Origin of the sequence: Planctomonas deserti, assembly GCF_003067705.1 — a bacterium.
GTDB classification, from domain to species: domain Bacteria; phylum Actinomycetota; class Actinomycetes; order Actinomycetales; family Microbacteriaceae; genus Planctomonas; species Planctomonas deserti.
Genome location: NZ_QANL01000001.1, coordinates 950,079 through 965,219, shown reverse-complemented (window position 1 = coordinate 965,219; position 15,141 = coordinate 950,079). Strand labels below are relative to the sequence as shown.

The following is a 15,141-nucleotide window of genomic DNA, read 5'->3' as shown; positions in this document are numbered from 1 at the left end:
GACGCAAGCAGCAGAATGGGTGCGTGCGAATCGGAATCCTCACCAGCGGCGGCGATTGCCCCGGCCTGAACGCCGTCATCCGCGGAGCCGTCCTCAAGGGCACGCAGATCTACAAGCAGGAGTTCGTCGGGTTCCGCGACGGCTGGCGCGGTGTCGTCGACGGCGACATCATGCCCCTGACCCGCCGCGAGATCCAGGGCATCGGCAAGCAGGGCGGCACGATCCTCGGCACCTCCCGCACGAACCCCTTCGAGGGCAACGGTGGCGTCGAGCGCATCACCGAGAACCTGGACCGCCTCGGCATCGACGCCATCATCGCGATCGGCGGTGAGGGGACGCTCGCCGCGGCCAAGCGGCTCACGGACGCGGGGCTGAAGATCGTCGGCGTGCCGAAGACCGTGGACAACGACCTCGGCGCGACGGACTACACGTTCGGATTCGACACGGCGGTGCAGATCGCGACCGACGCCATGGACCGCCTGCGGACCACCGGCGACTCGCACAGCCGCTGCATGGTGGCCGAGGTGATGGGCCGCCACGTCGGCTGGATCGCCCTGCACAGCGGCATGGCCGCCGGCGCCCACGCGATCCTCATCCCCGAGCAGAAGACGAGCATGGACCAGGTGGTCTCCTGGGTGAAGGCCGCGTACAACCGCGGTCGCGCGCCGCTCGTGGTCGTGGCCGAGGGATTCGTGCCCGACACCGCCGTCGACGCCCACTCCGAGCGCGGTCTCGACGCCTTCGGCCGGCCCCGCCTCGGCGGCATCGGCGAGATGCTCGCGCCCATCATCGAGGAACGCACCGGCATCGAGACCCGGGCCACGACGCTGGGACACATCCAGCGCGGCGGCACGCCCACCTCGTACGACCGCGTGCTTGCGACCCGGCTCGGGCTCGCCGCCGTCGACTCCGTGGTCGAGGGACACTGGGGCCGGATGGTCGCGCTGCGCGGCACGGACATCGTGCACGTCGGCTTCGCGGAGGCGCTCGGCACCCTGAAGACCGTGCCGCAGTCCCGCTACGACGAGGCCGCGATCCTCTTCGGCTGATCCGCGGTCGCGGGGCGCGGGTGCGGCGGGTACGGGGCGTGTTGCGGGGTGCAAGCCGCGACGCAATTCAGCAATTCGGGGCGTGCTTCCGACGCAATCCAGCAGATCTCGGCCCACTCCCGACGCAACTCAGCACATCCCGGTCAGCTCCCGACGCAACCCAGCAGATCCGAGCGGATTCCTGACGCAACTCAGCAGATTCCGGCCTGCCCCCCACGCAACTCAGCAGATCTAAGCCGACACGCCGTTGTGCGGGCGCAACACGCCGGCCCATCGGTCATATCTGCTGAATTGCGTCGGTTGGCGGAGGACCTCGAAGCGCATTTGCTGAATTGCGTGAGGTGTCGAACGAATCTCGAGGCAAATCTGCTGAATCACGCCAGGTGTCGGGCGGACCGGGACCGGATCTCCTGGATCGCGCAGGATGACCGCCCCTCCCCTCCCCTTCGAGGCGCTGCCTAGGCTGGAGTCATGTTCACAGCGATCGTGGCGGAGACCGGGCGGGACGACGACGGGAAGCACACCGCGGAGGTGGGCATCCGGGAGGTCGACGACGACGTCCTGCCCGACGGTGACGTCACCCTCGACGTGTCGCACTCGAGCGTCAACTACAAGGACGGCATGCTGCTGGCCGGGCGGCCGGGCATCGCGCGCACGAGCCCGCTCATCCCGGGGATCGATGTCGTCGGCGCCGTGACGGAGACCTCCTCCCCGGACTTCGCCGTGGGCGACCTCGTCACGGTGAACGGTGCCGGGCTCGGGGAGACGCGGCACGGCGGGCTCGCGGAGCGGGCCAGGGTCGACTCAGCCTCGCTCGTGCGCGTACCCGAGGGGATCAGCGCGGCCCAAGCCGCGGCGATCGGCACGGCGGGATTCACCGCCATGATGGCCGTGCTCGCGCTCGAGGGCGACGTCGGGCCCGACGCGGGTGACGTGCTCGTCACCGGCGCGGCCGGCGGGGTCGGCTCCATCGCGATCGCCGTGCTCGCGCGCCTCGGTTACCGCGTCGTCGCGTCCACGGGACGGGTCGACGAGCAGGGCGACTACCTCCGATCCCTGGGCGCGGCGGAGGTCGTGGATCGCGCGCAGTTCAGCGAGGCCGGAAAGCCGCTGCAGAGCCAGCGCTGGGCCGGCGCCGTGGACTCGGTCGGCAGTCACACGCTCGTCAACATCCTCGCGCAGACGAACTACGGCGGCACGGTCGCGGCGTGCGGCCTCGCCCAGGGGCCGGACCTGCCCGGCTCCGTCCTGCCGTTCATCCTTCGCGGTGTGCGACTGCTCGGCATCAACTCCGTCGATGCCCCGCGTGCGCTCCGGGAGAAGGCGTGGTCGCGACTCGCGACGGACCTCGACCGGGATCTGCTCGACACCATGACCGAGACGGTGCCGCTTGCGGGCGCCCAGGACGTCGCCCAGCGGATCCTCGCGGGCACCGTGCGGGGCCGGACCGTGGTGGACGTCCGCGCCTGATCCCACGCTCAGCCCTGCGCCCGCTCCTGCACCGGCGTCCCGAGGTCACCCCGGACCCGCACTCCCCCACTGGCGTCCGCGCCCCGCGCTCCCGCCTGGCCCGCGCTCACGCCTGGCCGCGCGTCCCTGGCCGCGCCCCGACCGCCATCCGCGCCCCTGCCCAGGCAGCGGCATCGTGCCCAGGTTGAAGCTGGGCAGGATCCTCCTGCCTGGGCAGAGGCGAGAGAGAACCCGAGCGAGTGACCCGCTGCCTGGGCAGAGGCAAGAAGACACCCGCAGCAGGACGCGTTCCTGCCTAGGCAGGGGCAGGCGACGCGTCCTCTGCCTGGGCAGGGGCGGATGCAGCGCCGGCGGGACACATGCGCCGGCGTGCCCGCCCGCAAGACCACTCGCGCTCGACCCCCTACACGCATCCGACCACACACACGCTCACGCGGACACCGCACCCACACGCCGACGCCACACAACACCCCACTGCGCACCCGGCGGGCGGTCCGTATACGGTGAGCAGCGGGAGGCACCATGTCGGGAATCGCACTCACCGGGACCATCTTCGTGTCGCTCGCGGCCGTGCTCCACGTGCTGTTCTTCCTGCTCGAGAGCATCTGGTTCCCGAAGCCTGCCGCGTGGCGGCGCTTCCAGCTGCAGTCGCAGGAGCAGGCGAACGTGGTGCGGCCCATGGCGTTCAACCAGGGCTTCTACAACCTCTTCCTCGCCCTCGGCGCCGGGCTGGGCCTCATCCTCTACTTCGCGGGCAACGTCCCGGCCGGGCTCACGCTCGTGCTCTTCACGACCGCGTGCATGGTGCTCGCCGCGATCATCCTCGCGAGCACCAACCGGCGCTTCCTCGTCGCAGCGCTCGTGCAGGGCGCCCCGCCGCTGCTCGGCCTCGTCTTCTTCGCTGCCGGGATCTCACCGGCCGGACAGTAGGCACCGGCGGGAGCGTCGGACGCCGCCCCTACGCTGGCACGGTGACCGACGGATACGACGCCTCCTTCCTGCGCCTGAGCGACCCCCTCGCCATCCCGGCGGACGGAGCCGAGGAGGATGACCGCGTGCGGCTCGACTACACGCACTTCACCGTCGTGCTCGACACCGGGCGCAAGCTCGCTGCGGTCACCGCGGTGAACATCGACGGGGCGGCCCTCGTGGATGTCGAGCGGTCCGACGACTGGCACCTCGACGAGCGGATTCCCGCTGATCAGCAGGCCGGCCCGGAGGTGTACGCGAGGAACAACCTCGACCGCGGGCACCTCGTGCGCCGTCGCGATCCCGTCTGGGGCACCCCGGACGTCGCCCGACGGGCCAACAGCGACACGTTCGCCTACACCAACGCCGCTCCCCAGGCCGCGGAGTTCAACCAGTCCAAGGAGCTGTGGCTCGGCCTCGAGGACTACCTGCTCGACCACGCCGCGACCAACGATCAGCGGCTCTCCGTCTTCACCGGCGTCGTGTTCGGCGCGGACGACGAGGAGTACAGGGGTGTCCGCATCCCGCGGATGTTCTGGAAGATCGCCGCCTGGGCCGACGGCGGCGCTCTCGCCACCACCGCGTACCTGCTCGACCAGACGCCGGAGCTCGACCGCATCGACCTCGCGACGGCCACCGCGGATGCCCCGCCGCTCGGCCCGTACCGCACCTATCAGGTGCCGGTCGAGGAGATCGGCGCGCTCACCGGGCTGGGCGTCGAAGCCCTCGCGAGCGCCGACCGGATGCGCGCGCCGCAGCCGACCGCCCTGCCCGATCCCGGGCGCTGGGTCGCGCTGGAGAGCTGGGACGCGATCGCGCTCTAGCGGCCGCGCACGTTCCGCGTGCGTCCCTGTGACAGGCTCAGGGACCGTGGTGAGTACAGCGCGTCCCTCCGACGGGCTCAGGAACCGACACGGACCCTGCCACGGCGGTGGGCTAGAGGGGCGGGGTGGCGCGGACCGCGGCGGCTGCCGCGTCGGGGAGCGCCGCGAGGATGCGGCGGATCGCCGGCTCGTCCATGGCGGCGGAGACGAACCACGCCTCGTACACCGACGGCGGCAGGCTCACGCCGGCGTCGAGCATCACGTGGAAGAACGGCGGGTAGCGCCATGCCTCCTGGGAGCGCACCTGGTCGTAGTCACTGACCCCGCCGGCGACGGCCTCGCCGAACACGAAGCTGAACAGGTTCCCCGCGCGCTGCACGGCGTGCGGCACACCCGCGTCGTCAAGCGCGCCGGAGACGGCCCAGGTGAGGATATCCGCGGCGGTGTCCAGCGTGCTGTAGACGCCCGCGTCGGCAAGCTTGAGGGTCTCGAGACCGGCGGCCACCGCCACCGGGTTCCCGGACAGCGTTCCCGCCTGGTAGACCGGGCCCAGGGGCGCGAGGTGGTCCATCACGTCCCCGCGGCCGCCGAGCGCGGCGACGGGCAGCCCGCCGCCGATGACCTTGCCGAACGTCACGAGGTCGGGCGTCCACTCGACGCCGTCGCGGTTCTCCAGGCCCCACCAGCCGGCGGCGCTGACGCGGAAGCCGGTGAGCACCTCGTCGGCGATGAGCAGGGACCCGTTCTCCCGGGTCATCCGCGCGAGCGCGGCGTTGAAGCCCGGCGCCGGCGGCACCACGCCCATGTTGGCGGCTGCGGCCTCGGTGATCACGGCGGCGATGCGGTCGCCGTGCGTGGAGAACACCTCACGCAGCGCCTCGAGGTCGTTGTAGGGCACCACGAGCGTCTGCGCGGCCGTTGCCTCAGTCACCCCGGCGGAGCCGGGCAGCGACAGGGTGGCGACGCCGGACCCGGACTCGGCGAGCAGGCTGTCCGAGTGGCCGTGGTAGTGCCCCGCGAACTTCACGAGCAGGTCGCGGCCGGTGTAGCCGCGGGCGAGCCGGATCGCGGTCATGGTGGCCTCGGTGCCCGTCGACACGAGGCGGAGCTTCTCGACCGGGGACACACCATTCGCCGTCACCCGGGCCGTGACGAGCTCGGCGAGCTCGGTCTCACCGGGGGTCGTCGCGCCGAAGCCGAGCCCGCGGGCCGCTGCGTCCTGCACGGCCTGGACGACGCGCGGATGGGCGTGGCCGAGAATAGCGGGACCCCACGAGTTCACGAGGTCCACGTACTCCACGCCGTCGACGTCGGTGACGTACGGACCGCGGGCGGACACCATCATGCGGGGCGTGCCGCCCACCGATCCGAAGGCGCGCACCGGCGAGTTCACCCCGCCGGGGATGACGGCCTGGGCACGGTCGAAGAGATCCTGGCTCGAGTTCATGGTTCCATTTCTTCCGGTTCCGGCGGGGCCCGGGTGGGCCGGCGAGGCCGGCCGCGGGCGTCAGATGCCGGTGGCGTGCAGGCGGTCGGCGAGCTCGACGGCCCAGTAGGTGAGGATGGCGTCCGCGCCGGCGCGCTTGATGGCCAGCACGCTCTCGTCGATCGCGGCCTCGCGGTTGATCCAGCCGTTCGCGGCGGCGGCCTCGATCATCGCGTACTCGCCGGAGATCTGGTACGCCCAGACGGGCACGCTGCTCGTGGCCGCGACGTCCGCGAGCACGTCGAGGTAGCTCATCGCGGGCTTCACCATCACGATGTCCGCACCCTCGGCGATGTCGAGCTCGACCTCGCGCAGCGCCTCGCGGCGGTTGCCGTTGTCCATCTGATACGTGCGGCGGTCGCCGACCAGCTGGGAGTCGACGGCCTCGCGGAACGGCCCGTAGAAGGCGGACGCGAACTTGGCGGCGTAGGCGAGCACGGCCGTGTTCCGGTGCCCCTCGGCCTCGAGGGCCTCGCGGACGACGGCGACCTGGCCATCCATCATGCCGCTTAGGCCGAGCAGGTGGGAGCCGGCCTCGGCCTGCGCGAGCGCCATGTCGCGGTAGCGCTCCAGGGTCGCGTCGTTGTCGACGCTGCCGTCCTTCGCGAGAACGCCGCAGTGGCCGTGGTCGGTGAACTCGTCGAGGCACAGGTCGGTCTGGACGACGAGTTCGTCTCCGACCTCCTCGATCGCGACCCGCGTCGCCACGTTGAGGATGCCGTCGGGGTCGGTCGCCTGGGACCCCTCGGCGTCCCGCGTCTCGGGCACGCCGAAGAGCATCACGCCGCCGACGCCGGCCTCAGCCGCCTCCGCGAGGGCGCGGCGGAAGCTGTCGAGGGAGTGCTGCTGCACGCCCGGCATGGACCCGATCGGCGCGGCGTCCGTCAGTCCCTCGCGCACGAACATGGGCAGCACGAGGTCGGCGGGGTGCAGCCGGGTCTCGGCCGTGAGCCGCCGCATGGCGGGGGTGGACCGCAGCCGGCGTGGCCGGTAGGCCGACGAGGGGTTGCCCCCGGCTCCGAACGCGCTCCGGTCGCCGGTTCCCCTGCCGTGGCCCACTATTTCTCCCCGTTGTTGCTGTCGAAGTTGGTGCTCTCGAAGTCGAACTGGATGATGCCCTGCTGCAGGGCGGCCTCGACGATCGCGTCGATGAGGGACACCGACGACCGCTCGCTCGCGACGACGTCGACCCGCAGGCCCGCCGCGCGCGCGTCCTGCGCGGTCCGCGGGCCGATACAGGCGATCAAGGTCTCCTCGGGGATGTGGCCGAACTGCTCGGCGACCTGCTCGGCGACGCTGCCCGAGGTCACGAGGATGGCGCGCACGGACCCCGAGCTCACGTCCTCGCGGATCTTGTCCGACACGGGAACGCCGATGGTGCGGTAGGCCACGACCGACTCCACCTCGTGGCCGAGCTCGCGCAGGCCCTCGGTGAGCAGCGGCTTGGCGATCTCGGAGCGGAGGGCGAGGATGCGCCTGGCGGGCCCGCCCTGCATCTCCGGCCACTCGCGCAGCAGGCCGGCGGCCGAGTTGTCCTCGCTCGGCACGAGGTCGACCCGGTAGCCGGCCGCGGTGAGCGCCGCCGCGGTGGTCTCGCCCACGGCGGCGATGCGGGTGCTGGCGGGAACGACGGCCCGGTGGGACGACAGCACGTCGACGGTCGTCGCACTCGTGACCGTCAGCCAGTCGAAGGAGCCCTCGGCGAGCGCCGTGAGCGCGTCCTCGAGCGCGGCCGCATCCTTGGTGCTCGCGAAGTTGATCATGGGCGCGATCACCGGGGATGCGCCCTGGGCGCGGAGGTCGGCGGCGACGCCGTCTCCCCACGGGCCGCCGCGGGGCACGAGCACGCGCCAGCCCTTGAGCGGCTTCTGGGTTCGATTCGTGAGCGTCATTTGGATGAACTCCCGAGCGGAGCGAGCGCGGCGGCGCCGGAGGACAGCAGGTCGTGGGTGAGCGGTGCGGCGAGCGACAGCGCGTAGGTGGGCAACTGGTCGAGGGCTAGCCCCTCCGTCGACATCTCCCGCTTGTGGTGGATCCGGCGGGTCCCGTCGATCTGATACACCGTGGCGCTCAGCTCGAGCAGGTCGCTCGTGAAGGACGCCGTGGCGCCGACGGGCGCCGCGCAGCCGGCCTCGAGGCCGGCGAGCACGGAGCGCTCGGCCACGACGGCGGCGTGCGCGAACTGGTCGTCGACCGACTCGACGGCACGGGCGAGCGGGGAGAGCGTGTGCAGGTCGGACTCCCGCACCTCGACGGCGAGCGCGCCCTGCCCGGGCGCCGTGGGCCAGCTGGTCAGGGGGAAGTACTCGGTGACGGCGTCGAGCCGGCCGAGCCTGCCGAGGCCCGCAGCGGCGAGGACGACGGCGTCGAGGTCGCCGCTCGCGACCCGGCCGAGGCGCGAGTCCACGTTGCCGCGGATGTCGATGACGTGCAGGTCGGGGCGGCTTGCGCGCAGCTGAGCGACGCGGCGCGGGGATCCGGTGCCGACCCGGGCACCCTCGGGCAGCTGGGCGAGGGTGAGCCCGTCGCGCGCGCACAGAGCATCACGCGCGTCCGCGCGCGCGGGCACAGCGGCGACCACGAGGCCCTCGTAGGGCGCGGTGGGGAGGTCCTTCAGCGAGTGCACGACCAGGTCGCACTCCCCGCGGAGCAGCGCCTCGCGGAGGGCGCTCGCGAAGACACCGGTGCCGCCGAGGGTCGCCAGCGACTCCCTCGACCGGTCGCCGTGCGTCGTGATGGGGACGAGCACGACGTCGAGCCCCGACGCCGTGGCGATCTGGTCGGCCACCCACCCCGCCTGCGCGAGCGCGAGGGCACTGCCCCGGGTGCCGAGCCGAAGCGGCTCGGGCCCGGTCAGCGGATCAGAATCGATATGGAGTTCGGTCACGGCTTCAATCCGGCGATGGCGGGTTTGAACCCGAGTCGCACGTTCTCGCAGCAGCCGGGTCGGCAGACGTCGTACCAGGGGCCGAGGTCGGTCATGGCGGGGCGCTCGGCGGTCGGCGTGCCGTTCACGCGCTCCAGGACGAGGTCGATGAGCCCGTCGACGTACTCGGTGTGCACGCCGGGTGTGGGGATGCGCTGGAAGTGCAGCCCGTGCTCCTCGGCGGTCTCCTTCGCCTCGCGGTCGAGGTCCCAGAGCACCTCCATGTGGTCGCTGACGAAGCCGAGCGGCACGACGATGACCGCGCGCACGCCGCGCTCCGCGAGGCCCTTGATCGCGTCGTTCACGTCGGGCTCGAGCCACGGCATGCTGGGCGGGCCGGAGCGGGACTGGTAGACGAGCTGCCAGGGCACGGTCGTCCCACCGGTCGCCTCGTGCATCACGACCTCCGCGACGGCGAGGTGCTGCGCCGCGTAGGCGCCGTTGCCGTCGAACCCGCGCTCGCCCGGGCCGGACTTGGCGGCGTCGGTCGACGGGATGGAGTGCGTGGCGAACAGGACCTCGGCCTGGGTCTCGAGGTCGATGTCAGGCACGGCGGCGCGCAGCTCCTCGAGGGCGCCGCGGAGGCCCTCGATGAACGGGGTGACGAAGCCGGGGTGGTCGAAGTACTGCCGCACCTTGTCGATCTGGATGCTGCCGATGAGTCCCGTGTCCTCGAGCGCGTCCGCGAAGTCCTCGCGGTACTGCCTACAGCTCGAGTACGAGCTGTAGGCGCTCGTGGCGAGCGCGATGAGCTTCGTGTAGCCGGCGTCGCGGGCCTCGCTTAGCGCGTCGTTGAGGTAGGGGTCCCAGTTGCGGTTGCCCCAGAGCACGGGCAGGTCGATGCCGCGCTCGGCGAGGCGGGCCTCCAGGGCGGCCTTGAGCTCGCGGTTCTGGTCGTTGATCGGGCTCACCCCGCCGAAGGCGCGGTAGTGGTGGGCGACCTCCTCGAGGCGCTCCTCCGGGATGCCGCGACCCCGTGTGACGTTGCGCAGGAACGGGATGACGTCGTCCTGGCCCTCCGGACCGCCGAAGGAGGCGAGGAGGATGGCGTCGTACGCGACCGGCTCCTCGACGTGCTCGGGGCCGGACTGCGCGGCCGGGGTGGCCGCCGACACCAGCGCGCCCGGCTCGAGCGGCGCGTCGGTCGCGGGGTTCGGCTTGCGCCCCAGGTTCACTGCTGCCATTACTGAAGCACCTCGACTACCTCTGCTGTTGTGATGCGGCGGCCCGTGTAGAACGGCACCTCCTCGCGCACGTGGAGGCGCGCGTCGGTCGCGCGCAGGGCGCGCATCAGGTCGACCAGGTTGAGCAGCTCGTCGTCCTCGAGAGCGAGGATCCATTCGTAGTCGCCCAGGGCGAAGGACGCGACGGTGTTCGTGAGCACCGAGCGGAACTGGCCGCCCGCGCGGCCGTGGCGCATGAGCATGTCGCGACGCTCCTGCTCCGGCAGGAGGTACCACTCGTAGGACCGCACGAAGGGGTAGACCGTGAGCCACTGCGCGGGCTCCTTGCCGCGCATGTACGCCGGCAGGTGGTTCGCGCTGAACTCGGCGTCGCGGTGCACGCCCATGGCGTTCCAGGTGGGCAGGAGCGAGCGGAACAGGCGGGTGCGGCGCAGTTCGCGGATCGCCCACTGCAGCCCGTCGGCGGTGGCGCCGTGCAGCCAGATCATGACGTCGGCGTCGGCGCGCAGGCCGGAGACGTCGTAGATTCCGCGCAGGGTGACGCCCTCGGCCTCCACGGCGCGGATGATGTCGTCGAGCTCGCGCACGGCCTTCGGGACGTCGTGCCCGTCGAGGTCGTCCGGGTTGGCGGGGTCACGACGCAGCACGGCCCACAGTGCATATTCGGTGGGGGTCGTGGGGAACTCGGGCGCAACGGATGCGGGTGCTGCCGACTCGGCAGCCGGGTTACTCATGTGCTCCATGGTACGCCGCGGGCATCACACTGCCTGAACGGTGTCCGAACGGCGCCGAACGGCTCCGGCAGCGGCAGCGACAGCGACACCGGCGAGGGCACCGGCAGGAGTACCTCGATCGGCGCCTCACGCGGCCCGCGTGGCGGAGCGTCTGCGCTCACCGGCCCCGCTCGAGCACGGACACGAGCGCGGCCGCCCCGCTTTTCGGCGAGGTGAGCACCGGCACGCCGAGCGCGTTCCGGGCGAGCGCGCGAGCCATGGACGCCTGGGCGAGCACGAGCACGCCGCCCTCCCCCGCCGCGGCCTCGGCCGCCCGGCGAACCGCCGCGTCGTGCTCGGCGTCGTGCCCCCGGGACCGCGCCTCGAACGCCCCGTCGACGACCGTGCTCGTCACGGTGACCCGCACGCCCGCCCGCTCCGCCTCCCTCTCGATCAGCGCCGAGGTCGGCTGCAGCGTCGCGGAAAGCGTCGCGAGCACGGCGATCCGGCCGGTGCCGGTGGACGCGATGCGGACGGCCTCGACCGCCATGGGGCGGTCCACCCGGAGCACGGGAAGGTCGAGTCCTGTGGCGGCACGGTCGACCGCACCGCCGATCGACGAGCAGGTGACGAGGATCGCGGACGCACCCGCGTCGCGCAGGGCGGCAAGGTGACGGGCGACGTCGGCCTCGACGTCCGGCGTCACGCCGGCCTCCCGCGCCCGGGCGAGCAGTGACGGGTCGGCGCGGTGGACCACGTCGACGCCGGGCATCGCGTCCGTCACCAGCCGCTCGAAGTCCGCAGCCAGCAGGGGAACCGTGTGCAGCATCCCGACGCGCACGGCGCTCATCGCGCCTCCGCCCAGGGACGCGCGTCCCGCTCGACGATCGCCCGCAGGTGCTCGAGGCGGGGCAGGGCGCGCTCGGCGAGCGACCGCTCGGGATCCTCGGAGCCCACGACGTCGCTCCACAGCGCCCGCCCGGCGAGGAACCCGCTCGCGCCCGCCCGGCAGGCGGCCTGCACGGCGTCGGCGAATCGATCACGGTCGACGCCCTGCGACAGCACGACCCAGGGACCCGTGATGTGCTCGGCGAGCGCCACGCTGGCCGCCGCCTGCTCCGCGGGGGATCCCGCCCCGGCGAGAGGCACCTGCACCTTGTAGAGGTCCTGTCCGACGGCCGACAGTTCATCGGCCGCCTCCTGGATGGCCTCCTCGGCGTCCCACGTTCGATCGTCCAGCTCGCGCGGGGTCGCGCGCACGACGGGTTCGAGCACCGACAGCCGGCCGAGGCGCCGCGCCTCCCGCACGAACCGCCGGGCGAGCTCGACCCGGGCCTCCCGCCGGTCGTCACGCCGCCAGATGACGAGCAGCTTGAGCGCGGAGACCCCGTCGAGCGAAACGGTGCCGTCCACGACGGCGGAATCGAGGTCCGTCTCCTCGACCGGGCCGCCGTCGGCCTGGGTCAGCGCGTCCGCGGCGAGGATGAGGCCCGTGCCGGCGGGCAGGGACCGGTCGGCGCGTATCTCGTCGAGGGCGTAGTGCCGGTCGATGAGGAAGCCGGAGGCGGCGGGGCCGAGCACGCGGGCGACCGCACGCTTGAACTCGACGAGCACGTCGTCGCCCGGTCGCCCCGCGCCCGCAGCGTCGAACATGGCCCGAAGGCTCTCACGCTGATCCATGGCGACCATGGCGAAGCCGCCCGTGTCGAGCGCGATCGAGGCGAGCGTCGCCTCCTGCTGATGCGCGGTCATGTGGTCCTCTCCGGTGTGCCGGCGCCGGCGCGAGTGGAGGCGGCGGCGATGAAACGATCGAGCGCCGCCGCGTACGCGGCCTCGGCGGACGGCGTCGCCCGGACGGACGGACCGAGCGGCAGGACGTGCGCAGGCGCGCCGAGCGCGCGGTGGGCGGCGAGGAGTGCGGCGGAGCAGGCGACGGGCTCGTCCACGTCCGGCACCCGCACGCCTCGGCCGAATGCGGCCGCCTTCCGCAGGAGGAGGGCCGGCCCGCGGGCGTCCGGGCCGCACGCGACGACGATGTCATCACGCGCTGTTCCCCTTTCGGGTCGATCGCGGCCCGGGCCTTGGTCGCGCGCGTCGCGGTCGGGTGCGTCGCGGCCGGGTGCGTCGCCCTCGGTCGCCCCGTCGAGGGCCCGCAGTGCCCACGCGGCGTGCAGGGCCACTCCGTCGAGGATCCCCGGCAGCAGTCGCGAGCTGTCGCCGGGCGATCCCTCCTGGCCGCCGATGATCCGGGCGCGGGCGGTGGGATCGGGCGCGGGCGACTGCCGGCCGAAGAGGTAGGGAAGCACGATCTCGTCCGCGGGTCGCGGATCGGTCGGCGCCGGGGAGATGCTGCGGCGGAGGTCGGCGAGCTGGGCTCCTGGCCGTGCCGCGACGGCGGCGACAGCACGGCCGGCACTCGCCGAGCCGGAGAGCAGGGTCGTGAAGCGTCCGGTGATGTCGATGCCCGCGCTCATCCCCTCGGCGAAGGCATCGGCCGGGATGCCGGGGCCGCGCACGAGCCGCACGAGGGCCTCGGAGGTGCCGAACGAGTCGACGACGTCCCCCGCCGCGCGCGCGCCGCAGCCCCACGCGGCCACGAGGTGGTCGTGGCCCGCGACCACGACAGGGATGCCCGCGGGGAGGCCACCCGGCGCGCCCGCGCCCGTGACCGCGGCCGAACCCCAGCCTCCGGGGGCCACGATCTCGGGCAGCTGTGCCGGCGTCAGGCCGACGCGGGCGAGCAGGGCTGCATCGAAACGCGGCTGCCCGAGCGGCAGGGTTGCGGGGCGGCGCACCGCCATGGAGCGGAGGGCGAGCGTGTGATCCGTCACGGCGCGGCCGGAGAGCGCGAAGGCGACGAGGTCGGCCATGCCGAGCCAGGAGCGCATGCGGAGCCCGGGTCGCGACCGGCGGAGCTGAGCCCAGAGCACGAGGGGGACCTTCGACGATGCCGATATTCCGGTCAGGGCATACAACAGGGCCGGGTCGTCGCCGTCGAGCGCGTCACGAACGGCATCCCGATCCACCGCGCCGTCCCAGCGCAGGATCGGGGTCAGCGCCACCCCGTCGTCGCCGAGGGCCACACCCGATTCCGCCATCGAGGCGATGCCGACGACGTCCGGCCGCCCGACCGCGGCGACGAGCGCCCGCAGGCCGACGTCGAGGAGCGTTTCGAGAGCGGGCACATCCGCCGGGGTGGGCGCGGACGAAGCGGCGAGCTCCACGACCGCACCCTCATCGATGCGCACGGCCGCGAACTTCGTGTTCGTGCTCCCCACGTCCACGCCGAAGGCGAGGACGGCCCGCTGGGCCATGCCGCCTCCTCGCGGTCAGGGGAACACTCGCCGGGCGCGGCCTACCGGACACTATCGAGTCGATCGGCCCCTATCGGGTCGATCGGGTGGTGGCGCCGGTCAGCGTCGGGATGCGGCGACGGCGGCCCAGGTGGCGCCGCCCACCAGCGCGGCGGCGGCCGCACCGATGATGCCCAGCAGGATCGGGTCCTCCCGGGTGAACCGCACGAAGCGGTGACGCGCCCGGCCGAAGCCGACCCGCGCCCGGCCCACGATGTTGAGGCGGTCCTCGATGGCGTCGAGGGTCGAGGCGAGCTCGGCCCGGGTACGCTCGATCTCCTCGCGGAGCTCCTTCGCCCCCCGCGGTCCGGTGGGCTCAACGGGGCTAGCGGTCATAGCGACCCACTCCCTTCACGGCGTCGAGGTCTTCCTTCACGCTGTCGATTGAGTCCTTCGGTACCGGGGGCAGGCCCTTCTTGAGCCGGCCGATCCCGATCAGGGCGAGCAGTGCCGCGACCACGAGGAACACGACGGCGACGATGAGCGCCGCGAGCCAGGCGGGCAGCGCCTCGGCGAGGCCGAGGATGGCGGCGACGACGAGCACCCAGAAGCCGGTGAGCGCGAAGAACGCGGCGACCAGGAAGAGGGCGATGCCGATGCCGGCCTGGAGGAGCTTGGCCTTGAGGCCGATCATGAACTGCTGGAGCTCGGCCTTCGCCAGCCGCACGAGGAGGCTCGGAAGGTCGCGCACGAGCGCGATCAGCGACTGGCGGGTCTTCGGGTTGAACGGGATGCTTGTCGTCGCCATGAGGACCGCCGGTTACCGGTCGGACGGCGCCGGGGAGGGCGTCGCAGGGGTCATCTTGCGGGCGGCGCGACGGCGACGGCCCTGCTTCGTCGAGAAAACGGAGCGGATCATGCTGGTCACCGAACGGCCGATCAGGTCGGGCACGTCGGGCATGCGGCCGGCGACGGCCTGCTGGACGGCGGGGCTCTGCCACACGTTCTGCGCGGTGGTGCGGATCTGCTCGTACCTCTCGCGGCCCGCGCGCGAGCCGAGTACGAAGCCGGTGCCGAGGCCCGCGACGAAAAGCAGCTTGGTCATGGATTTCCTCCGACCGTCCAGGGAAAAAGCGTCAGTTCCCCAGCGTAGACCGAAGCGGCGCCCCCACGCGGGCGGCGTTTCCCCGCCTCCGGCTCGCAGGAGACCGGGGCGGAGCGCGGCAG

Annotated in this window: 16 protein-coding genes; 4 read left to right on the top strand and 12 right to left on the bottom strand. The window is 72.7% G+C overall.

Going from position 1 to position 15,141, the window contains the following annotated elements; genetic code table 11:
• The first annotated feature begins 23 nt into the window (after positions 1-23).
• The 4 genes from DAI20_RS04445 (at position 24) to DAI20_RS04430 (ending at position 4,312) form a co-directional block, all read left to right on the top strand.
• Entirely contained in the window at positions 24-1,049 is a 1,026-nt protein-coding gene (locus DAI20_RS04445; RefSeq protein ID WP_108249306.1) for a 6-phosphofructokinase, read from the top strand.
• Between the two features lie 471 nt (positions 1,050-1,520).
• Positions 1,521-2,519 (top strand): MDR family oxidoreductase, encoded by a 999-nt coding sequence (locus DAI20_RS04440; RefSeq protein WP_108249305.1) that lies wholly within the window; start codon positions 1,521-1,523, stop codon positions 2,517-2,519.
• Between the two features lie 522 nt (positions 2,520-3,041).
• Positions 3,042-3,449, top strand: coding sequence for a DUF1304 domain-containing protein (locus DAI20_RS04435; protein WP_108249304.1), 408 nt, complete (start codon positions 3,042-3,044; stop codon positions 3,447-3,449).
• 41 nt (positions 3,450-3,490) lie between these two features.
• The gene (locus DAI20_RS04430; protein ID WP_108249303.1) at positions 3,491-4,312 is read left to right on the top strand and encodes a DNA/RNA non-specific endonuclease; all 822 of its coding nucleotides are present in this window, start codon (positions 3,491-3,493) and stop codon (positions 4,310-4,312) included.
• Positions 4,313-4,424: 112 nt separating this feature from the next.
• On the opposite strand, the gene hemL is transcribed toward DAI20_RS04430, so the two are convergent.
• From hemL to DAI20_RS04370, 12 genes are all read right to left on the bottom strand, one after another.
• A complete protein-coding gene (gene hemL, locus DAI20_RS04425; protein WP_108249302.1) occupies positions 4,425-5,759 on the bottom strand; it encodes a glutamate-1-semialdehyde 2,1-aminomutase in 1,335 nt (444 codons plus the stop codon).
• 60 nt (positions 5,760-5,819) lie between these two features.
• Positions 5,820-6,857, bottom strand: a complete 1,038-nt coding sequence (gene hemB, locus DAI20_RS04420; RefSeq protein ID WP_438501974.1) for a porphobilinogen synthase — start codon at positions 6,855-6,857, stop codon at positions 5,820-5,822.
• A complete protein-coding gene (locus DAI20_RS04415; protein WP_108249301.1) occupies positions 6,857-7,690 on the bottom strand; it encodes a uroporphyrinogen-III synthase in 834 nt (277 codons plus the stop codon). Before DAI20_RS04415 ends, hemB begins: the two co-directional genes overlap by 1 nt.
• The gene (gene hemC / locus DAI20_RS04410) at positions 7,687-8,685 is read right to left on the bottom strand and encodes a hydroxymethylbilane synthase (protein ID WP_240605865.1); all 999 of its coding nucleotides are present in this window, start codon (positions 8,683-8,685) and stop codon (positions 7,687-7,689) included. The genes DAI20_RS04415 and hemC overlap by 4 nt, the downstream gene beginning before the upstream one ends.
• Positions 8,682-9,908, bottom strand: a complete 1,227-nt coding sequence (locus DAI20_RS04405) for a ferrochelatase (protein WP_108249300.1) — start codon at positions 9,906-9,908, stop codon at positions 8,682-8,684. The genes hemC and DAI20_RS04405 overlap by 4 nt, the downstream gene beginning before the upstream one ends.
• On the bottom strand, positions 9,908-10,642 hold the full coding sequence (hemQ, locus tag DAI20_RS04400) for a hydrogen peroxide-dependent heme synthase (protein ID WP_108249299.1): 735 nt from the start codon (positions 10,640-10,642) through the stop codon (positions 9,908-9,910). The genes DAI20_RS04405 and hemQ overlap by 1 nt, the downstream gene beginning before the upstream one ends.
• Positions 10,643-10,799: 157 nt before the next feature.
• Positions 10,800-11,471 carry an aspartate/glutamate racemase family protein gene (locus DAI20_RS04395; protein ID WP_108249298.1) on the bottom strand — a complete coding sequence of 224 codons (672 nt, stop codon included), beginning with the start codon at positions 11,469-11,471 and terminating at the stop codon, positions 10,800-10,802.
• Entirely contained in the window at positions 11,468-12,373 is a 906-nt protein-coding gene (locus tag DAI20_RS04390) for a hypothetical protein (protein ID WP_108249297.1), read from the bottom strand. The genes DAI20_RS04395 and DAI20_RS04390 overlap by 4 nt, the downstream gene beginning before the upstream one ends.
• Entirely contained in the window at positions 12,370-13,935 is a 1,566-nt protein-coding gene (locus DAI20_RS04385; protein ID WP_108249296.1) for an FGGY family carbohydrate kinase, read from the bottom strand. The genes DAI20_RS04390 and DAI20_RS04385 overlap by 4 nt, the downstream gene beginning before the upstream one ends.
• A 99-nt stretch (positions 13,936-14,034) precedes the next feature.
• A complete protein-coding gene (locus DAI20_RS04380; RefSeq protein WP_108249295.1) occupies positions 14,035-14,310 on the bottom strand; it encodes a DUF3618 domain-containing protein in 276 nt (91 codons plus the stop codon).
• Complete coding sequence (locus DAI20_RS04375) at positions 14,300-14,722, bottom strand: phage holin family protein (RefSeq protein WP_108249294.1); 423 nt, start codon at positions 14,720-14,722, stop codon at positions 14,300-14,302. The genes DAI20_RS04380 and DAI20_RS04375 overlap by 11 nt, the downstream gene beginning before the upstream one ends.
• A 12-nt stretch (positions 14,723-14,734) precedes the next feature.
• Positions 14,735-15,019 (bottom strand): hypothetical protein, encoded by a 285-nt coding sequence (locus DAI20_RS04370; RefSeq protein WP_108249293.1) that lies wholly within the window; start codon positions 15,017-15,019, stop codon positions 14,735-14,737.
• Positions 15,020-15,141: the final 122 nt, after the last annotated feature.